The sequence below is a fragment of the Clostridium sp. AM46-21 genome, from assembly GCF_003480025.1.
In the GTDB taxonomy this organism is placed as follows: domain Bacteria; phylum Bacillota; class Clostridia; order Lachnospirales; family Lachnospiraceae; genus Coprococcus; species Coprococcus ammoniilyticus.
On the sequence record NZ_QUIB01000002.1, the window covers coordinates 42,286 to 64,242 of the forward strand.

The following is a 21,957-nucleotide window of genomic DNA, read 5'->3' on the forward strand; positions in this document are numbered from 1 at the left end:
CAGTGGAATCTATAGCCGTGCTGTGGTATAATCATTGCAGATTTCTGATTGTATCACGCACTGCATTTCGGGAGGTTAAATAAGAAAATGCAGGAAAATTATATCGTTGGTATTTACGCACGGCTGAGCCGGGACGATGAGCGTGCCGGGGAATCCGTGTCCATAGAAAATCAAAAGGAAATGCTCTCCCGCTATGTGCGGGAACAGGGTTGGACGCTGTACGATTATTACTGTGATGACGGCGTTTCGGGTACGACCTTCGACCGTCCGGGACTGAACCGACTGGTGCAGGACGCCACGGATCACAAGATCAATCTTGTCCTCTGCAAAGACCTATCGCGCCTCGGTAGAGATTACATCGAAGCGGGCAAGTACACAGACTTTGTGTTTCCGTCCCTCGGCTGTCGATTCATCGCTTTGAACGACGGCGTTGACACGCTCCGCAAGAACAATGAGATGCTGGTCATTCTGAAAAATGTGATGAATGATCTCTACGCGCGGGACACCAGCAGCAAGATCAAGGCGGTGAAGCTGTCCACGTTCAAGAGCGGCAAGTATGTCGGCTGCTATGCGCCCCTCGGCTATAAGAAAAGCGAGGCGGACAAGCACGTTCTTGAGATCGATCCGGTGACGGCTCCCGTGGTGCGGCACATCTTCGATCTGCGCTTGCAGGGGTACGGCTTCCGCAAGATCGCCTTGCAGCTCAACGCGGAAAAAGTCCCTGCGCCAAGGAGCTTCTATTACATGGCGGAGGGGCGGGAAAATCTGCGTGGCGAGACACCGTTCTGGAACGATGTGACGGTCAAAACCATTCTCCGCAATGAGGTTTATATCGGTCACATGGTACAGAACAAGACCGGCACGGTGTCCTACAAAAACCACAAACAGGTCAGCAAACCGGAATCCGAATGGATCAAGGTGGAAAACACCCATGAGCCGTTGATCCCACAAGAGACGTGGGACGCCGTGCAGCGGATGGACAACCACCCGGTAAGAGGGCGCAGCGGCAAGAGCGGCACGGTTGCCCTCTTTGGCGGTCTACTTCGGTGTATGGACTGTGGATCGTCCATGCGGTATATGCGGGACTATCGCAAAAAGGTTTCCGAGAAAGAGCCGGAATACAAGGCGTATGTCTGCAACCGCTACGCATCGGGCGGCAAAAATGCCTGTTCGTCCCATTACATCAACCAGAAGGTGCTGACGCAGATCGTCATGACAGACATTCGTTGCAAGGCAATGTGGGCGCAGAACAGCCGTGAGACGCTGAGGACGCAGCTTTTAGCGAGGGAACAGAGCGCCAGCGTGGAGCGCACCAGAACATTGCAAGCAGAGCTGAACGCCATCGGCAAACGGCTTCCGGAGCTGGATAAGCTGATTCAGTCCGCTTATGAAGATAAGGTTTTGGGGCGCATCCCGGAAAGCGTGTGCGTTAATCTCCTCAATCAGTATGAGGCCGAGCGCCGGGAAAAGCAGGAGCGCCGCAAGGAACTGACAGAACAGCTTGCCGCCCGCCTCGAAACAGAATCCTCTGTGGACGCATGGCTGGACATGATGCAGGATTACGCCCAGCTTGAGGAATTAGACCGTCCCACGCTGGTGCGCCTGATTCAGAAAATTGAGATCAGCGAACGCTATACCGTGGACGATCACGAGGAACGCGATATTCACATCTACTACAATTTTGTCGGATACATCGAAGCATAAGCCGTCATTCTTTATTCGAGGTTGACTAACCAATTGTTTGGAAATCAAAAAATTCTCAAATTGCAGATGTAGATAAAAATGGAAAGATAAAAGCAAGAAAAGCAGGATCAACAAAGATATGCGCAACAGTAGAGGGGAAGGAAATATATTGTAATGTTAAAGTAAAAAAAGTGCAATATACATTGAGTAGTAATCAAATACGTTTATATATAGGGCAAAGCAAAAAAATTAAAGTTAAAACAAATGCCTCAAATAAAAAATTTAAAGTAATATGGAAGTCACTTAATAATAAAGTTGCAAAAATTAGTAAGAATGGCAAAATTCAAGCGGTAGGAAAGGGAAAAACAAGAATATACGCATTGATAAATGGAAAACGGTATTATTGCTATGTGAATATCTTAAAAAAGAAGCCTACATACGGAGAAATAACTAGAAAAGCAAAGACAATGAATGATTCCAAAAATGGAATTACTTATAAGACCGTTGATGCTGGAAATTTCGCAAAATTATTAGGGACTAAAGCAACATCATTGTTTTATAATGAGGAACAGTTATATATTTTAAATGGAGATTTTCAACCATATATAAATATAGTTAAAAATGGAAGTACAGCAAAAATTAACTTGAAAATGTTCTTTAATATTACGGCATTTTCATATGAAAAATTTGATGTTGAATATAATTATTGTGAATTTATATCATCGAACCGAAGAGTCAAATTCAGTATGCCTGATTATAGTGAAAATAGCTTTTATAACTATAAGAAAGATTTGTACGAAACTGATTATCAAATAGTATAGATATTTCATCTAATACTAATAAAAATACTGAAAAGTTAAATAAGTTAATTAACATTATGTCATCTGGAAAATTTACTATAAAATTTACTAATGATGACGGTGGATGGTGGACTATGGAAGTAAATAATTCGAGTGTAATCAAAAATTGGATAAAGATTTTAAAAGATTATAAATTGTTACTTTCATTATATTGAAACTAAATTTGAATAATAATTATGTTCGAAAAAAGGTACAATTATTTCGATGGAAAACCTTGTTTATTCGTTAAAAATCACTATAATAAAAGTAAGATGACTCGCTATGCGCAAGTATAGCTTTTAATACTGAAAATATACGGAACGTGTATGTAATGCATGATATATGATTCGTATAAATAATCAATGGAGGACTATAATCGTGGAAGAACGTAAAAATTTTGGTTTCGGTGTATTGATCGATATTTTGAAAAAAAATCCAAAAACAATTGTTTTGACTGAAGGTACTGATCCCCGTATTCTGGAAGCATCTTCAAGACTTCTTGCAAGTAACTTCCTGCATCCGATTCTTGTAGGAGATCCTGATAAGATTTATGAAGTTGCAGAGGAAAGCGGTTTTAATATAAGAGGCTCCGAGATCATCAATCCAAGGAATTTTGATCGTATGGATGAGATGGTTGAGATGTTCTGTGAACTCAGAAAGAGCAAGGGTGTGACACCGGAGCAGGCAAGAGAGATCCTGTATCAGAACAACTACTTTGGTACGATGCTTGTTAAGATGGGAATTGCAGATTCACTTCTCGGTGGTGCTACATATTCAACAGCAGATACAGTAAGACCTGCTTTACAGCTGATCAAGACAAGACCGGGCAACACACTGGTTTCATCCTGTTTCATTCTGGTACGTCCGTTTGCAACAGGTGGTAATGAAGTGTTCGCTATGGGTGACTGTGGTATCAACATTAAGCCAAATGAAGATGAGCTGGTTGAGATCGCAGAGGAGACTGTTCGTTGTGCAAGAATCTTCGGTGTAGATCCAAAGGTTGCTTTCTTAAGCTATTCAACCTATGGTTCCGGTAAGGGCGAAGATGTGGATAAGATGAGAAATGCAGCAAGAAAGACAAAGGAGCGTAACCCTGATCTTCCGATCTCCGGTGAGATTCAGTTCGATGCAGCCGTATCACCTAGAGTTGCAAAGAAGAAATGTCCACAGTCAGAGGTTGCGGGAAATGCAAATACCTTTATCTTCCCTGATATCAATGCAGGAAATATCGGTTATAAGATTGCACAGAGAATGGGTAACTTCTCAGCATATGGACCGATCCTGTTAGGACTTAATTCTCCTATCAACGATCTGTCCAGAGGATGTACAGCAGATGAGGTTTATTCTATGGCGATCATCACGGCAGCATTAGCAGATAATAAAGATGCGTAAAGTGTAGATAGATAAAAGCCGGACATTATCTTTGGTTTAAAGAGATAGTGTCCGGCTTTTGTCTATGTCTAAAGATGATTATTCTATTTGCAGGAATTCTGCGGCTGTTAATATTTGTGGCTTTTGCAGTTTTGATTCTGCTGATTTTTCATTGCAAGAAAGTGTGATTTTTCTTGAAATAAATGGGTAAATGGTTTACCATAATATCATGAGTATTTAGTATGGGATTGTAGCGCTTTTTTAGCGTGAAGGGCGAACAAATGACGCCTGTGAGACAGAAAAATTGGGACAGCATATTTGTGGGTGTCAGAATGGAGATTTGAATGAATTTCGTATATTCATTGTTTTTGCAGAGAACCGGAGAGGAACTTTCACAATTTGATAACAGAATTTCTAACATGCTTCCAGTGGCTGCCGGTCTGGTTTTTTTTGATATGCGAAACTATCGTAATGATAATGGGGAATTTAATGTTTTTATAGAGTGGAATGAGGAATTGAATTCCATCCTGAATGACAGACTGCCTTCGGGTGGTTATTTTATAAAGGCAACAAGAAAACAGGCAAGACAGTTGGAAGAAAAAACAGGTGGAATTCCTGTTTATATGAAGTTGATCGCACATGAGGGCAGGCTGTATCCGTATCGCACATATGTGATGTGGAATGGCAGGCCTTTTAGTGTGGAATTTAACGGAAATATATTGATCCCGGTTGATTATAAGAAGAAAGCAGAGAACGTGAGGATACAGGGTTCGCAGAATGGCGGTAAAGGAAATCGTACGGATGTATCTGGAAGCCAGATGAGCAGTCAACGAAGCTTATTCGGTACAAGCCAGAGCAAAATATTAGCAGGCAGTCAACATGGAACTTTTGTTGGTAGTGAACGTGAATTCTGGACAAGCAGTAATCGACCTTGGATGTATGAGTGGGAATATGAGAATGGCAGCCAGAGAAGTCTATTCGGTGGTAGCCAGAGAAGTCTGTTTAGGACAAGTCAACGTGGAAACTTCTTTGGAAGTCAAGGTAGATTTTGGGGGACAAGTCAGCAGGGATTCCTTTTTGGAAGTCAGCGGGAGTTTTTGACAGGTAGCAATCGGGGATTCTTTTTTGGAAGCCGGAACGGCTTTTTCTATGGCAGCAACCGAGGCTATCTGACGGGCAGCAATCGTGAATTCTGGACAAGCAGTAATCGACCTTGGATGTATGAGTGGGAATACGAGAATGGCAGCCAGCGTGGATTTTTAGCAGGCAGCCGGTACACACCGACATTTTATCAGGCAACAGATGGCGGGGCAGATGATTATGATATTCCGCATTGGTATTACATGCCGCCGGAATGGCAGCTTATAAACCGGTCAAAACGACCATGCAGCAGAAAAGGCGGAAACAGCACATTTGGCTATGGGCTGGATTTAATATAGAGCGGAAGCACCCCTTGGCTGAGAAGGTCAAGAGCCTGCAGCTAATCAATATTTAGCTGGTTTTCAATTATCTTGAAAGGACAACATATGGACGGATTTCATTCCTTATGGTCAAAACCGTATATGGCGGGAAAACAAGCGGAAGAATATTGGATGCAGGACTATGAAGTCCTTACGATGATTCTTTCGGCATTGATGTGGAGAAAACACAATGGGGGGATCCGTTTGTGTGCGGATGCAGAGGCAAGAGTATTTATCGAGAAGCTGGGACTTGCGCACATCTGGAATCTCGGAATCGAGGAAATTACAGTGCCGGAAGCGGTACCGGAAAAGGTGTTCTGGGCAGCCGGCAAATTATATTCATTGAAAAAAATGCAGATGCCTGCGGTCATGGTGGATCTGGATCTGATCATCTGGAAGGATATACGGAATATTATAAAAGATACGGATATCTGTGCAATACACAGAGAAGGGATATTCCCTGATGTGTATCCGGGAAAAGAGTTTTTCCATATGAAGCAGGAGTATCGGTTTGACCCGGACTGGAGCTTTGAGGTTCTTCCGGTCAATACCTGTATGTTATATATCGCGGATGAAGCGTTTAAGAATTATTATGTTGACAGTTCGATCACATTTATGGAGAATTGTCTGGAGACAGAGGAGAATCTCTGCCATATGGTATTTGCGGAACAGCGTCTTCTTGCGATGTGCGCAGAGAAGCAGGGAAAGCAGATATCATCTTTTTTTCCCGGTTCGGCACAGATCGAGAACCAGGATATCTTCACACATTTATGGGGCTATAAGAACATTCTGAAATTCAATTATAAAGAAAGGGAAGCTTTTAACCGCAAAATGTATGATCGCATCGTCCGGGAATTTCCGGAAGAAGAGACGACACTCAAGCAGCTTCCGATATCAGGACTATAGGGAGAATGGTATGAAACTTTTACGCAAAATACCAAAGGAAATATACATATATATCGCATGGGGCATACTCGTAGGGGCAGTGAACTTAGGGTCTGCCTGGTTTTTTATGTACAAATGCGGGATAAATGAGGTCTATGCCAATTATATGTCGTGGATTTTGTACAACTATGTGTCATTTGCGACAAACCGCAAATCTGTATTCCACACGAAGGCAGCCACGGTAAAGGCATATTTTATCGAACTGGCATTATTCTATCTGAGCCGGGTATCTACACTTCTGATCGAAACGGGAATTATCTTTGCGCTTGTCACCGGACTGAAATGGAATGCGATGGGCGTTAAGGTGTTTACATCGATCCTTGTGATCTTTTTGAATTATTTCATCAGTAAGAAATTTATCTTTTCTATTCAATACGAAAAGAAAAATAGTGGAGAAATGTTGTCGGAAGAGAAGTATGTCGTGAAATCGTGAGATAATTAATAAAAACTTTACAAGATTTATTTCCATATTTTTGTAAAATGTAGTACAATATCGGCGTAACCATGCATTCTGTGCAGTATGTGTGGTTTATACATAAGCTGACAAAGTAAATTTTTATAGAATTTAACAATGCAGGATTTCTTCTATATCTTTCACAGATAATCTGGATGGTATATATATGGAAGAAAATGGAAATCATACTTTATATTAAGGAGAATTATTGAATATGAGTAGAAGAGTAGTGATTACAGGAATGGGAGCGGTTACTCCACTTGGCTTGAATGTGGATGAGTTCTGGAACGGCTTAAAAGAAGGCAGACATGGTTTTGGACCGATTACACAGTTTGATGCATCAGAATATAAGTGCAAGGTTGTAGGTGAAGTAAAAGGATTTGTAGCAAAAGATTATATTGATCCAAAGGCTGCAAGAAGAATGGCAAGATTTTCACAGTTCGCGGTTGCAGCAGCAAAGGAAGCAGTTGCAGATGCAAAGCTTGACATGACAGCAGAAGATCCATACATGGTTGGAACCTGTGTTGGTTCCGGTGTAGGAAGTCTTCAGGAACTTGAAAGTGCATATGAGAAGATCATGACAAAGGGACCGAATCGTGTAAGCCCATTTACAGTACCTATGATGATCAGCAATATCGCAGCAGGTAATATTGCGATTCAGCTTGGCTGCAAGGGAAAGAGTATTGATGTTGTTACAGCATGTGCATCCGGTACAAACAGTATCGGTGAAGCATTCCGTACAATTCAGTATGGAGATGCAGATGTAATGATCGCCGGTGGTACAGAAGCAGCAGTTTCACCGATCGGTATCTCGACATTTGATGCATTAACAGCGTTGTCATCATCTGATAATCCGGACAGATGCTCAATTCCATTTGATAAAGAGAGAGATGGTTTCGTTCTTGGTGAAGGTTCCGGTATCGTTATTCTTGAGGAACTGGAACATGCTAAGAAGCGTGGCGCAAAGATTTATGCAGAGATCAGCGGATACGGATGCTCCAGTGATGCATTCCATATCACAGCACCGGAAGATTCAGGCGAGAGCCCTGCAAAAGCTATGTTAAATGCTGTAAAAGATGCAGGCGTATCCCCGGAGGATGTTGCATATATCAATGCACACGGAACCAGTACACATTTAAACGATCTGGTTGAGACCAGAGCGATCAAGAAAGCATTTGGCGATCATGCAAAGGACATCAAGATTAATTCTACAAAGTCTATGACAGGACATCTTCTTGGTGCAGCAGGTGCGATCGAATGTATCGTTACAGCAAAGACGATCGAGGAAGGCTATATCCACAGAACCCGTGGTCTTCATGAGAGTGAAGAAGAACTGGATCTTGATTATTGTAAAGAGCCATATGAGCAGGAGGTTGATTGTGCGATCAGCAATTCTCTTGGATTTGGCGGACATAATGCATGTATTCTTTTACAGAAATATAAGGAGCAGTAAAAAGAAATGTTATTTATTAAGAAAAAGGCAAAAGAAGCCGAGATGGAAAAATGAAGGCTGTCGAAACAGAACAGCCAAAACCGGAGACTGTAAAATGTCCGAAGTGTGGAGCTGAGCTTGATAAGCAGAGAGTTGTAAAGGCAAAATATATCTGTTATGAATGTGGTTCTTATTTCCGTGTTAAGACAAAGAACCGTATCAAGATGGTAACAGATCCAAAGTCATTTGAACCATGGTTTGAAGATATGCCGATGTCAAATCCGTTAAATACAGCCGGATATGAGGATAAGGTTAAGGCTGCGCAGGAAAAGACAGGACTGAAAGAAGCGGTTACAGTCGGTAAGGCTCTGATCAATGGTGAGCCGGCTATGATCGGTATCTGTGATGCCAGATTCCTGATGAGCAGTATGGGCTATGTTGTTGGTGAGAAGATTGCCAGAGCGGTTGAGCGTGCGACAGAAGAAAAGCTTCCTGTATTCATGTTCTGTTGTTCCGGTGGTGCCAGAATGCAGGAGGGTATCATTTCCCTGATGCAGATGGCAAAAACCTCCGCAGCATTGAAGAAACATTCGGAAGCCGGATTGTTATATGTATCGATCCTTACAGATCCTACAACCGGTGGTGTAACAGCCAGCTTTGCAATGCTTGGCGATATCATCTTAGGTGAGCCTGGTGCTCTGGTTGGATTTGCAGGCCCTCGTGTTATCAAGCAGACGATCGGACAGGATCTTCCGGAAGGCTTCCAGCGTTCAGAGTTCCTGGTAGAGCATGGTATTATTGATGGTATTATCACCAGAGATAAGATGAAGGATACCATGTATCAGTTGATCGTTACACATAAACAGAGAACCGGTTATGCAAACTTCGATAAGGAAGAAGACGAGAAGTTTGATATCAGCGAGATCTTAAAGGAGAGATTGACTTCTGTTGAGAATAAGACTCCTTGGGAGAAAATTCGTGGTACAAGACAGATGACTCGTCCTTGTGCACTTGATTATATTGATTATATCTGTGAAGATTTCCATGAAATCCATGGAGACAGAACAATGAATGACGATAAAGCGATCGTTGGTGGTATCGGTCATATCGATGGACAGCCTGTAACCGTGATCGCACAGGTAAAGGGTTCCAGCATGACAGAGTGTATGGAGCGTAACTTCGGTATGCCGCTTCCGGATGGATACCGTAAGGCACTTCGTCTGATGAAACAGGCGGAGAAGTTCAATCGTCCTATCATCACATTTGTAAATACACCTGGTGCATTCTGTGGACTGGAAGCAGAGGAGCGTGGTATGGGTGAAGCAATCGCAAGAAACCTTTACGAGATGTCAGCCCTTAAAGTTCCTGTACTTTGTATCCTGATCGGTGAAGGCGGCAGTGGTGGAGCACTTGCTATGGCAGTTGGTAATGAAGTATGGATGCTTGAAAATGCGGTATACTCCATTCTTTCACCGGAAGGCTATGCATCTATTCTCTGGAAGGACAGCAATCGTGCAGAGGAGGCAGCAGAGGTTATGCAGCTTACTGCACAGGATCTTTCAAGACTTGGTGTGATCGAGAAGGTGATTCCTGAGTATGGCGGAGCAGATAAAGAATCTGTCCCATATATCGGTAAATTCATTAAAATGAATGCCAAGGAATTCCTGAAGAAATTCGATGGAATGAGCGGTGAGGAGATTGCTGCTGCAAGATATAAGAGATTCCGTGAGATGTAAATAAAATAAAAAACAGGGATATAACGTTGAGGGCATCATAATGATTATGATGCCCTCGATGTTACATCCCTGTTTTTATATAAATCCTAGATCAATGACTCGTACAGCTTGGTGATATCCTCAACGCTTGTCTCCTTTGGATTGCCTGGGCGGCATGCATCATCATATGCAGACTGAGCAAGGAAAGGAATATCCTCCGGTTTTACGATATCTTTTAAGTCGGCTGGAATTCCAACATCCTGTGATAACTGACGAACAGCATCGATGGCTGCCTTTCTATATTCTTCCTGTGTCATATTGTCAACACCGGCAACTCCCATAGCACGGGCAATCTCACGATATTTCTCGCCGGTTGCTTCTGCGTTATATTCCATAACAGTAGGAAGGATGATCGCATTTGCAACACCATGTGGTGTATCGTACAGAGCTCCCAGAGGGTGAGCCATAGAATGAACGATACCAAGACCTACATTTGAAAATCCCATACCGGCAACATACTGGCCAAGTGCCATATCAGCTCTGCCTTCCGGTGTATTTGCTACAGCACCACGAAGGGAACGGGAAATAATCTCGATTGCTTTTAAGTGGAACATGTCAGATAATTCCCATGCAGCAGCGGTAATGTAACCTTCGATCGCATGTGTCAGGGCATCCATACCGGTTGCAGCAGTCAGACCCTTTGGCATAGAACTCATCATCTCAGGATCAACAAATGCAACGACTGGAATGTCTTTTGGATCCACACATACCATTTTACGGTTTTTCTCTACATCTGTGATAACGTAGTTGATCGTAACCTCGGCAGCAGTTCCGGCTGTTGTAGGTACAGCGAAGATAGGTACGGATTTATTCTTGGTAGGAGCAACGCCCTCAAGACTTCTGATATCAGCAAAATCCGGATTTGCGATCACGATTCCAACGCCCTTTGCTGTGTCCATGGATGATCCGCCACCGATCGCAATGATGTAATCAGCTTCAGCAGCCTTAAAAGCAGCAACACCAGACTGAACATTCTCGATCGTAGGGTTTGGTTTAATGTTGGAATAGATCTCATATGCAAGACCTGCGTTGTCCAGAACATCTGTTACTTTCTTAGTAACACCGAACTTAATGAGATCAGGATCAGAGCAGACAAATGCTTTCTTGAAGCCACGGCCGATAGCCTCTGTAGCGATCTCTGCGATTGCGCCTGCTCCATGATAAGATGTTTCGTTTAATACAAATCTGTTAGCCATATAAATAATACCTCCTATTATGTAACTGTGTGCAGGTGACTTATATATACTGCACAAATCAATCTATATATTTTCTACAAAAACAAGGCAAAAACACCTGTCAAATACAGTGTAATACACTTTGTTGTTGTTGACAATATACAAACAATAAGAAATATTATAGTAATAATTATAAATAATATCTAAATTTACTTGCCGGCTGCATCTGCTTTTAATCCTGCGCGCCAGTTCAGATAAGAAATGCCGATGATAACGGCATACCCGATAAAGCTCAATGCATCCGGTATCTGGCTGAAGAAAATGAAACCAAGGATTGCCGAGGTGATGATCTGCGAATAATCGAAGATCGATATTTCCTTTGCCGGAGCATGTGAATAAGCAGCCGTGATCGAGAACTGACCGACAGCAGCGGAGGCACCTGCCATTAACAGACAGAACAACTGGAAAAATGACATCGGTTTATAAAAGGCGATCACAAATGGCAGCATGACCAGAGTCGAAAATGCGGAGAAAAAGAATACGATCTGTGGATTTTTTGCACCGTGGTTGCTTAGATATCTTACTGCCGCATAAGCAGCGCCTGCACCCATACCGCCGGTAAAACCGATGAGACCCGGAGCAAAATCAGCGAAGTTCAGGGATGGTTTGATAACAAATAAAGCACCGATGAATACCCCGATCAGAGCAGCATATTGTTTCAGACTTGCCTTTTCCTTTAACAGGAAGATCGAGAAGATAACAGCGGCAAACGGTGACAGCTTATTCAGGATCGAAGCATCGGCGATGTTCATGTGATCGACTGCATAGAAGTTACACATGATACCGAGTGTGCCGCAGATCGACCGCATAAACAGCATCGGAATGTGCCGTTTCTCATAATGCAGTCCGAGATCACTTCGGATCAGGACAACAAGCGCGATGAATGCTGCGACCAGATTGCGGAAAAATGCTTTTTCAATCGTAGGAAGATCGCCGGATAATCGTACGAATACGTTCATAAAAGAAAAACCGACACCGGCCAGAATTATATAAAGAATTGCTTTTGTTTTCTCTCGCATATAAAAACACCACTTTCTGTTTGTTAGATATTTGCGAAAATAAACAGTATTTTCGCATTATGCCGGTATATGAAGACACATTCCATAGCAATGCTCATTATAGCATGTTTTCGTATTTGTCAGCAGCCAAAGTTTTATGAAACACTTTATACTTGCTTTATAAACTATACACAATTTATTCAAAAAACTTGTCTATCATACATTCTAGAAAAAGTGTAAGAAAAAATAATTTAAATAATTGATGCAGAATAGGAGATCATACATGAGCAGGGTAATAGGAATAGATTTAGGAACGACAAATAGCTGCGTGGCCGTTCTGGAAGGAGAACAGGCAACGATCATACCGAATGCCGAAGGCAACCGTACCACACCATCGATAGTAGCCATTACGAAAAATGGCGACAGACTGGTGGGAGATGCTGCAAAGAGACAGCTTACGGTAAATGTTGACAGAACCATTGCATCGATCAAGAGAGAAATGGGAACAGCATATAGAAAAAGAATAGATGGAAAAGATTATTCACCACAGGAGATATCGGCGATCATTCTGTCAAAGTTAAGAGCGGATGCAGAAAACTATCTAGGTGAGCCGGTTCATGATGCGGTCATCACGGTTCCGGCGTATTTTGATGACAGTCAGAGACAGGCGACGAAGGATGCCGGAAAGATCGCAGGGTTAAATGTACTTCGAATCATCAACGAGCCGACATCAGCGGCACTTGCCTATGGTCTGGATAACGGACAGGCACAGAAGATTCTGGTATATGACCTTGGTGGCGGAACCTTTGATGTATCCGTGATCGAGATCGGAGATCATGTGATCGAGGTTCTTGCAACCGCAGGCGACAATCATCTTGGTGGTGATGATTTTGACGAGCGTCTGGTGCAGTATGTGATAAAGTCATTTAAGAAAGAAACAAGGATCAATCTGGAGAAAGATATAACAGCGGTACAGCGTATCCGGGAAGCATGCGAAGAGGCAAAGAAGGAATTATCCAGTACGCTGCAGACTCATATCAATCTTCCGTTTATCACGGTCGTAAAGAACGAGCCGAAGCATCTCGATATGCTCATAACCAGAGAGTTGTTCAATGAGCTGACAGATGATCTTGTAAAACGGACAGACGGTCCGGTCAATCAGGCACTTCGGGATGCAGGTATATCAGCCGGAAGTTTAGATAAGGTATTATTGGTTGGTGGGTCAACCAGAATCCCTGCCGTTATGGACGAGGTTAAGAGGATAACCGGAAAAGAGCTTTCGAAGAATCTCAACCCGGATGAGTGCGTTGCGATGGGAGCTGCGATTCAAGGAGGAAAGCTCAGTGGTGGTCTGACCGTTACGAATAAGGTAAATGATATTTTGCTGATGGATGTAACACCATTGTCTCTGTCAATCGAGACTTTAGGTGGTATTGCAAATGTACTGATCCCAAGAAACTCACCAATTCCGACCAGGGTATCCAAGATCTTTACGACGGCCGGAAATTTCCAGCGTGATGTAGAGGTAAAGGTGTATCAGGGCGAACGCAAATATACCAGAGATAATAAGCTGCTTGGTAACTTCCGCCTGAGTGGAATCAAGCGAGCACTTGCAGGAGTTCCGCAGATCGAGGTTACATTTGATCTTGATGTAAATGGTATCCTAAAGGTATCTGCAAAGGATCTTGGCAGAGGCGTGGAACAGCAGATCGTTATCACATCCAGTACGAATCTTTCAGAGGAAGAGATTCGCCGGGCAAGAGAAGATGCCATGCGGTATGAGGAAGAAACTCAGGGCAACAAGGAAAATATGGATATCTGGAATGAAGCTGAAGCATATGTATATAAAGTAGAAAATCAGTTAGAGGTACAAAGTCAGAAACTGGATAAGGCTCAGATCAAGAAGATTCGGAGAGATCTGGAATATCTGAAGAAGCTCGTATGCCGGACGGATGCTGACCGGATCACGGATATAGAAGCAGGCAATATAAAGGATGCTTACAGACAGTTGCAGGAATCTGCAATGATCCTTGGATAGGCAGAATATTACGAACATCGGATTGGAAATATATAGATAGAATAAATGACCTGAAGGTACTGAAATGGCAGCAGATCTGCAGGGCAAAGAAAGAATGGTGCTGATATGAGAGATAAGATTTATAACTTTATGCGAACAAGATATGGAAATGACCAGTTTTCGTCATTTCTGACTTGGACAGGATTGCTCCTGATCATCATAGATGTCTGGGCGAAGACAGGAGTTTTGTATTTCCTTGGACTCGCTTCCTTTATCTATGGGTATGTGCGTATTTTTTCCAAGAAATATGACAAGCGTGCGGCAGAAAACAAGTGGTTTCTAAGCCATACAGCAAGTGTTCGCAATCTATTTAAACGGATGAAGAAAAGCAAAGAAGCCGGAAAAGATTATAAGATCTTCACCTGCCCACGTTGTGAGCAGATGATCCGGATTCCACGAGGCAAGGGCAGGATCGAGATAAGATGTCCGAAATGTGGGAATACTTTTATTAAGAAAAGCTGATTGGAGACAGGCGCGTGTTTGGATATATAGTAGTAAACCAGCAGGAAATGAAATTTAAAGAATTTGACGAATACCACAGGTATTACTGCGGGTTGTGCAGGGCATTAAAAGAAGATCAGGGCGCAAAAGGCCAGTTGTCATTAAGCTACGATATGACATTTCTGGTGCTGCTGCTTACCGGATTGTATGAGCCGTCAGAGGAACGGGGTACAAAAAGATGTGTGATTCATCCGATGACAAAACATGAATATGCCAGAAATCTGTACTCCGATTATGCAGCGGATATGAATCGTATTCTTACATATTATAAATGCATGGATGACTGGACAGATGATAAGAAGCTGTTTCGTAAGCTGTATGCGGAGCTTTTAATACCGAAGAAAGAGCTGGAAAAGAAAGACAGCCGGTTATATGATTACAGACAAAAGATTGATACTATTGCAGATCGGCTTGCAAAGATCAGCGAGCTTGAGAAAGAAAACAGTGAAGATCTGGATCGTCTATCAGGATATTTTGGTGAAGTGCTGGCAGAGATATTTGCCGTAAGAGCTGATGCATGGGAAGAAAATCTGAGAAAGATCGGTTATTATCTTGGAAGATTTGTATATATTCTGGACGCTTACGATGATATCGAAAAAGACAGGAAAAGACACAGCTTTAATCCACTGATACACAAGTTGACATGCAGTGAAGAAACGAAGACAGAGGACATTCCGGTGGAGGAATGGCAGATGCTTGCAGACTGGGTAAAAGAAGTCCTGATGATGCAGGCGGCAGAATGTGCCAGAGAATTTGAAAAGCTTCCGATCATAAAAAATGTGGAAATTCTCAGAAATATCGTGTATTCTGGCATATGGAATAATTATTATAAAGCAACTGCCGAAAGATGCGGTAGCAGAGCAGATAACAGGCAGAATGGAGAATAAATGAAAGATCCTTATGAAGTACTGGGATTGCCGCATGGTGCCAGTAATGATGAAGTAAAAAGTGCATACAGACGATTGAGCAGAAAATATCACCCGGATGCGAATATCAACAATCCAAATAAAGCTGAGGCAGAGGAGAAGTTCAAAGAGATCCAGCAGGCATACAAGGCGATCATGGATGGTGATACCGGTTATGGAAATTCATACGGAGCAGGTGGATATGGCAGCCCATATGGAAATGGTTCATATGGTTCAGGCAGTTACCGAAACAGCAACAGCGGTGGAAGAACGACTTATGATGAGTCAGATCCGTTTGGCGGATTCTATGGCGGCTTTGGACCGTTTGGTGGGTTCGGCGGTTATACCGGCGGAAGACGGGAGGAATATGATCCAAACGATCAGGATTCCAGATATTTTCAGGCAGCCAGAAACTATCTGCGGTCAGGCAGTTATGAGGAAGCAAGAACAGTATTGAACCAGATCCAGGATCATAATGCAAAATGGCATTATTATTCCGGTGTGTGCAATGCCGGACTTGGTAATCAGATCCGGGCGCTTGAGATGCTTCAGAGAGCGATACAGTTAGAGCCGGATAATATGGAATACAAGCAGGCGTACGAACAGATCAAGAGCGGATCGAAATGGTATATGGATCAGGGACAGGGCTACGGCATGGATATGTCAGGCCGGGATATGACAAAATGCTGTAATACATTCTGCACTACCCTGCTTTGTCTCTCCTGTTGTGGTGGAAATATGTGCTGTTTCCCTTGTGGCGGCTATTATTCAGGCGGTTATTAGAAGGAAAATCCCTTATGAAACTGTTCAGATATTGGTATGCCCCATAGGGCAAGAGCGTATAAATAACTATAAAAACAGAAAATAACTGAAAAATCATTGTAAAATTGCAAGATTAATTAGACTTTGGTCTAAAAAATATGTATTTTTCTACAAAAAATTAAGACATGTATTGAGAAATACATGTTTTTTTGTTAAAATAATATAGGTTTCTTCCAAAAATTCTCATAGTAAAATCGGTTATTATGATGAATCAGGACGAAAGAGATATAAAGGATCCGGATAATACCGGCATCTGATTATAGAAAAATCGTCAGGGATGCATTCTGGCGTGCAATTTTCAAGGAGGATACGATAAATGAAAAAGTTGATTGATTTCGACAAAGAGGGCTTCAAAAAAGAGGTTATTACAAATGTGAAAACATTGTACAGAAGACCAATCGAAGAGGCAACTCCACAGCAGGTATTCCAGGCTGTCAGCTACGCTGTTAAGGATGACATAATAGACAGATGGATAGCAACACATAAGGAATATGAGAAGAAGAACGTTAAGACAGTTTACTATCTGTCCATGGAGTTCCTGATGGGTAGAGCCCTGGGAAACAATCTGATCAATCTGACATACTATGATGCAGTAAAAGAAGCATTGGATGAACTTGGATTTGATCTGAATCTGATTGAGGATCAGGAGCCGGATGCAGCACTTGGTAACGGTGGTTTGGGACGTCTTGCAGCATGTTTCCTGGATTCTCTTGCAACACTTGGTTATCCGGCATACGGATGTGGTATCCGTTATCGTTATGGTATGTTCAAGCAGGCGATCAAGGATGGTTATCAGATCGAGCTGCCGGATGACTGGTTAAAGGATGGCAACCCATTTGAAATCAAGCGCCCGGAGTATGCTGTAGAAGTTAAATTTGGCGGTTATGTAAGAGTTGAGAACAGAGATGGAAGAAATTACTTTATTCAGGATGGTTATCAGACTGTTCGTGCCGTACCATATGATGTTCCGGTTGTCGGTTATGGCAACAATGTTGTAAATACACTTCGTATCTGGGATGCAGAAGCAGATCAGGAATTCTGTCTTGATTCATTTGATAAGGGTGAATATGAAAAGGCTGTTGAACAGCAGAACCTTGCTAAGACGATCGTTGAAGTTCTTTATCCAAATGATAATCACTATGCAGGCAAGGAATTAAGACTGAGACAGCAGTACTTCTTCATTTCAGCGTCTGTTCAGAGAGCAATCCTGAAATTCAAAGAGAAAAACAGTGATATTCATAAGCTTCCGGAAAAGATCACGTTCCAGATGAATGATACACATCCAACAGTTGCAGTAGCAGAGTTGATGAGAATCCTTATGGATGAAGAAGGTCTTGAGTGGGATGACGCATGGGATATCACAACCAGAACATGTGCATACACCAACCATACGATCATGGCTGAGGCTCTTGAGAAATGGCCAATCGAATTATTCTCAAGATTACTTCCTCGTATCTACCAGATTGTAGAAGAGATCAACAGAAGATTTGTACTGAAGATCCAGTCTATGTATCCGGGCAACCAGGATAAGGTTAAGAACATGGCTATCCTTTATGATGGTCAGGTTAAGATGGCACATCTTGCTATCGCAGGTTCTTACTCTGTAAATGGTGTTGCAGCACTTCATACAAAGATTCTGGAAGAGAGAGAGCTGAAGGACTTCTATGAGATGAGACCTGAGCAGTTCAATAATAAGACAAATGGTATTACACAGAGACGTTTCCTTCTTCATGGTAATCCGCTTCTTGCAAGCTGGATCACAGATAAGATCGGTGATGAATGGATCGTTAAGCTTTCAAATCTGAAGAAGTTAAAAGTATATGCTACTGATGAGAAGTATCAGCAGGAATTCATGAATATCAAGTACCAGAACAAGATCCGTCTTGCAAATTATATCAAGGAGCATAATGGCGTGGATGTAGATCCTCGTTCTATCTTTGATGTACAGGTTAAGAGACTTCATGAGTACAAGAGACAGCTTCTTAATATTTTACATGTTATGTATCAGTACAACGAGCTGAAGACAAATCCATCATATGATATGTATCCAACAACATATATCTTTGGTGCAAAGGCTTCCGCCGGTTATAAGAGAGCAAAGCTTATCATCAAGCTGATCAACTCTGTTGCAGATGTTATCAACAATGATGCATCTATCAAGGGTAAGATCAAGGTGGTATTCATCGAGAACTACAGAGTATCCAATGCAGAGCTGATCTTCGCAGCAGCAGATGTCAGCGAGCAGATTTCAACAGCTTCCAGGGAAGCATCCGGTACCGGTAACATGAAATTTATGTTAAACGGTGCAGTTACACTTGGAACCATGGATGGTGCAAATGTAGAGATCGTTGAAGAAGTTGGTGAAGAAAATGCAGTTATCTTCGGTTTAAGAGCTGAAGAAGTTATGAAGTATGAGCGTGAAGGTGGATACAATCCAAAGGATATCTACAACAATGATGCAGCAGTAAGAACTGTTCTTACACAGCTTATCAATGGTATGTATTCTTCTGATGATCCGGATCGTTTCAGAGATCTGTATGATTCACTTATCAACGAAGATGTATACTTCATCCTTAAGGATTTTGCTTCTTATGTAGAAGCTCACAGAAAGATCGATACTCTTTACAGAGACGAGAAGAACTGGGCTAAGATGGTTATGTTGAATACAGCATGCTCCGGTAAGTTCTCATCTGACAGAACAATCGAAGAGTACGCAAAAGAAATCTGGAACCTCAAAAAGGTTAAAGTCACATTAGACTAATAATATATGTACGACCCGTGATCGTTATATAGTACATCCATTATTCCGCAAGACACTTTCGTTCTATCCTCGGTGCAGCGGTACATAAGGTTGCAAAAGACGCAACCTAAGTACCGGCACTCGGATAGGCTTGCTGCATAATGATGTACATATATAATGCTCACGGGTCTGTTTATGTATAAAAAAAAGATATATATACATTTATGCCGCAGAACGCTTGCGCTCTGCGGCATAAATGTATTATAGGGGGCTTTCAATAAGTGATATATCCATTTCGGAGGGGTTATTTTTTTAGCTTCACTTTTTTAGTGGCAGTGTATACCTTGCGGCGGGAGGCTTTGGAAATTTTATTTGAGTAGATGTTGCCTTTGCACTTCTGGTCTGCATATACACCGAAGGTCACTTTGGATATTTTATTGCCGGTCACTTTGATATTTGCCTGGAGAGCTGAGACACCAGGACCTTTTTTATTGCCGGTAATCGTGTTGTTTTTAACTGTCACTTTATATTGTGTGGAAGCCGGTTGTACATAGATGGCTGCCTTGGAGCTTCCGGATATTGTATTTTTATCGATTGTCAGCACATTTTTGGTACTGCATATATTAATACCGCTTGTTGCTGCCTTCTTGATCGTATTTCCCGAAACCGTTTTCTTTATAGTCGATGCGTTGAAGACCTGAAGACCGTATTTTCCGGCTGACAGGATCTGGTTGTTTGTAACGCCTCCGGTTACGGTTGATTTTGTGGAGATGCAGATCGCCGTATCGCTGCTGTTTTCTATAGTATTGCCGATAATGGAACCGCGAACCTTGGAACCGTTATAAAGGAAGATTGCTCTTCCACAGGAATATTTTGCATTTCCTGCCTGGATCTTGTTTCCGGTTATGGTTTTAGAGGCTGACTTCTGAGACAGCTTGATTGCAGGAGCATTTTTACCGATGGCTGTGATCGTGTTGTTTTTGATCTTTCCGGCTTTACAGTTATTGTACAGGCTGATACCTGTATCTGTACAGCCGCCGGTGATGGTATTGGATAGAATATCTGCTACCGTAGAGCTCGTACTGAGACTGATGCCGCCACTTGTACATTTCTTTATTTTATTCTTGGATAATAAACCGGTACAACCGCTGTTCTGATAGATATGAATACCATAACCGCCGCAGTTGGAAATTGTGTTGTTGATAATATCCTTAGCCGTTGATGAGAAATGAATGGCAATACCGTGTCCGGTCATTCCGGAGACCTTGTTGTTTGACAGGACAAGTCCTTTTGCATAGCTTTGAATAAAGATGCCGTCTCGTTCATTTTTCAGAGGATCCTTTGCGCTGAATCCCTTTCCGGTAACGGTATTGTTTGTAAAGATACAGTTCCAGGCATCAGTGATGTGGATGCCGGTAACGGCTGTTGTGATATTGTTATTGGATACGGTTACACCGGTAATGTAATAATTTCCGGTAGGGAAATATTTACCGTCTGCACCTTTCATTTTTTTCAACTGGTTGTGGCCAAATACCTTAATAGCTGCAGGATTCTCACAGGATGGAGAATACTTTAAGGTGATCGTGTTATCGCTGATGACAGAGTTCAGATTGTAGATGATCTTTCCTTTGTATGGTTGTTTACTGTCCAGAATGGTAGAAATAACAGAGCCTCGTAGGATTTAAAATTCTGGAACAGGATACCGCCGCCGCAGTTTGTGATCGTATTGTTTTTGATCTCACAGTTGCGGTAGTTAAGTCCGATAATACATTCTTCCATAACATTATTGAAGGTATTGTTATTGATCTTGATATTCTCATGGTAAGCACCCAGAAGAAGTGTATGGCTGCCAATGCCACGGATGACATTCTGAAATTTACATCCGGTGATCTCAACGTTTTTCATTGTTGTGCCATCCTGAACGACACCCGGAAATGCGGCTTCTTTACATGGAGTATCAAGCTGAAGGGCTTCCTGGTTGACGTGGGCGTTAGTCACACCGGTTTCCCGTCCGTTATTTTTGAAAGTACAGTTTTTTACATAGAAGCCATTGATCGCACAGACCTCCATCTGATGCACACAACCGCCGCCCGACAGCGTGATACCGGACAGATTTACATTTGTTGCATGAAAGAGACGGATCATACTGGAAGTATTCTCGCTGTTTCCGATCAGCGTTCCGCCATTGATCGTTATATTTTTAAATCCATCATATCTGGTGCAGAGATCACTTTTGTTGTAGTTTGTCTGGTCTTTGTAGGAGCCGGGAGTACCGGATATGATCATGTTGAATTTACCATTGTCTGCACAGGTCAGTGTAACACCTTTCAGATTTAATGTGGTGTTGCTGAAAATACGGGCTGTCGATGACAGGGTATAAGAACCGGAAGGAACGGTTACAGTAATGATACTGTCCGTCTGATCTGCCATATCTCTGGCAGTTTTTAAAGCTGTGTTTAATTCTGTTGTAATGTCAGTTCCGTTTTTGACAGTCAGTGTGATCACACTGTCAGTGATAAGCATGTCGTCATTCGATGCGGCGGCAAAGACCGGCGCTGTTGTAAAACCGGAAGCCGGCATTGCAGCATTTGAGCGAAATGCAGTTCCGAAGATAAGACCGGATGCAAGGACTGCTCCTGCCATACATGAGATAAGATGTTTTTTCATAAAACTTCCCCTTTCCAAAATATCAGATGTTCTGGTTGACTGTTAAAAAACAG

17 protein-coding genes are annotated in these 21,957 nt (G+C 42.4%); 13 read left to right on the top strand and 4 right to left on the bottom strand.

Features of this window, described 5'->3' with window-relative positions; all coding sequences use genetic code 11:
* Positions 1-87: 87 nt before the first annotated feature.
* From DW959_RS01325 to DW959_RS01365, 8 genes are all read left to right on the top strand, one after another.
* Positions 88-1,704: a recombinase family protein gene (locus tag DW959_RS01325; protein WP_118615077.1), complete on the top strand. Its 1,617-nt coding sequence runs from the start codon at positions 88-90 to the stop codon at positions 1,702-1,704.
* A gap of 182 nt (positions 1,705-1,886) precedes the next feature.
* On the top strand, positions 1,887-2,504 hold the full coding sequence (locus DW959_RS01335; protein WP_147353057.1) for an Ig-like domain-containing protein: 618 nt from the start codon (positions 1,887-1,889) through the stop codon (positions 2,502-2,504).
* A gap of 396 nt (positions 2,505-2,900) precedes the next feature.
* Positions 2,901-3,914, top strand: coding sequence for a phosphate acetyltransferase (gene pta / locus DW959_RS01340; RefSeq protein WP_021944306.1), 1,014 nt, complete (start codon positions 2,901-2,903; stop codon positions 3,912-3,914).
* A gap of 323 nt (positions 3,915-4,237) precedes the next feature.
* Positions 4,238-5,332: a hypothetical protein gene (locus DW959_RS01345; protein ID WP_118615083.1), complete on the top strand. Its 1,095-nt coding sequence runs from the start codon at positions 4,238-4,240 to the stop codon at positions 5,330-5,332.
* An 87-nt stretch (positions 5,333-5,419) separates the two neighbouring features.
* Positions 5,420-6,259: a DUF6734 family protein gene (locus DW959_RS01350; protein WP_243023290.1), complete on the top strand. Its 840-nt coding sequence runs from the start codon at positions 5,420-5,422 to the stop codon at positions 6,257-6,259.
* Positions 6,260-6,269: 10 nt separating this feature from the next.
* Positions 6,270-6,731: a GtrA family protein gene (locus DW959_RS01355; RefSeq protein ID WP_118615086.1), complete on the top strand. Its 462-nt coding sequence runs from the start codon at positions 6,270-6,272 to the stop codon at positions 6,729-6,731.
* 235 nt (positions 6,732-6,966) lie between these two features.
* A complete protein-coding gene (gene fabF, locus DW959_RS01360) occupies positions 6,967-8,205 on the top strand; it encodes a beta-ketoacyl-ACP synthase II (RefSeq protein WP_117807902.1) in 1,239 nt (412 codons plus the stop codon).
* 50 nt (positions 8,206-8,255) lie between these two features.
* Positions 8,256-9,920: an acetyl-CoA carboxylase carboxyltransferase subunit alpha gene (locus tag DW959_RS01365; RefSeq protein ID WP_347475294.1), complete on the top strand. Its 1,665-nt coding sequence runs from the start codon at positions 8,256-8,258 to the stop codon at positions 9,918-9,920.
* Positions 9,921-10,006: 86 nt separating this feature from the next.
* On the opposite strand, the gene fucO is transcribed toward DW959_RS01365, so the two are convergent.
* Positions 10,007-11,155: a lactaldehyde reductase gene (gene fucO / locus DW959_RS01370; RefSeq protein ID WP_118615089.1), complete on the bottom strand. Its 1,149-nt coding sequence runs from the start codon at positions 11,153-11,155 to the stop codon at positions 10,007-10,009.
* A 188-nt stretch (positions 11,156-11,343) separates the two neighbouring features.
* The gene (locus tag DW959_RS01375; protein WP_021944311.1) at positions 11,344-12,213 is read right to left on the bottom strand and encodes a DMT family transporter; all 870 of its coding nucleotides are present in this window, start codon (positions 12,211-12,213) and stop codon (positions 11,344-11,346) included.
* A 262-nt stretch (positions 12,214-12,475) separates the two neighbouring features.
* Between DW959_RS01375 and dnaK the strand changes: the two genes are divergently transcribed.
* The 5 genes from dnaK (at position 12,476) to DW959_RS01400 (ending at position 19,258) form a co-directional block, all read left to right on the top strand.
* Positions 12,476-14,230 (top strand): molecular chaperone DnaK, encoded by a 1,755-nt coding sequence (dnaK, locus tag DW959_RS01380; protein WP_117807895.1) that lies wholly within the window; start codon positions 12,476-12,478, stop codon positions 14,228-14,230.
* Between the two features lie 105 nt (positions 14,231-14,335).
* Positions 14,336-14,731, top strand: a complete 396-nt coding sequence (locus DW959_RS01385; RefSeq protein ID WP_118615092.1) for a hypothetical protein — start codon at positions 14,336-14,338, stop codon at positions 14,729-14,731.
* Between the two features lie 14 nt (positions 14,732-14,745).
* Entirely contained in the window at positions 14,746-15,657 is a 912-nt protein-coding gene (locus DW959_RS01390) for a DUF5685 family protein (protein WP_118615095.1), read from the top strand.
* Positions 15,658-16,458: a DnaJ domain-containing protein gene (locus tag DW959_RS01395; RefSeq protein ID WP_021944315.1), complete on the top strand. Its 801-nt coding sequence runs from the start codon at positions 15,658-15,660 to the stop codon at positions 16,456-16,458.
* A 355-nt stretch (positions 16,459-16,813) separates the two neighbouring features.
* The gene (locus tag DW959_RS01400) at positions 16,814-19,258 is read left to right on the top strand and encodes a glycogen/starch/alpha-glucan phosphorylase (protein ID WP_008401742.1); all 2,445 of its coding nucleotides are present in this window, start codon (positions 16,814-16,816) and stop codon (positions 19,256-19,258) included.
* A 283-nt stretch (positions 19,259-19,541) separates the two neighbouring features.
* Here DW959_RS01400 and DW959_RS01405 read toward each other — a convergent pair whose 3' ends face one another.
* Together DW959_RS01405 and DW959_RS01410 are read right to left on the bottom strand one after the other, a co-directional pair.
* Positions 19,542-20,744 (bottom strand): right-handed parallel beta-helix repeat-containing protein, encoded by a 1,203-nt coding sequence (locus DW959_RS01405; protein WP_347475298.1) that lies wholly within the window; start codon positions 20,742-20,744, stop codon positions 19,542-19,544.
* 98 nt (positions 20,745-20,842) lie between these two features.
* Positions 20,843-21,904 (bottom strand): hypothetical protein, encoded by a 1,062-nt coding sequence (locus tag DW959_RS01410; protein ID WP_118615101.1) that lies wholly within the window; start codon positions 21,902-21,904, stop codon positions 20,843-20,845.
* Between the last annotated feature and the right edge of the window lie 53 nt (positions 21,905-21,957).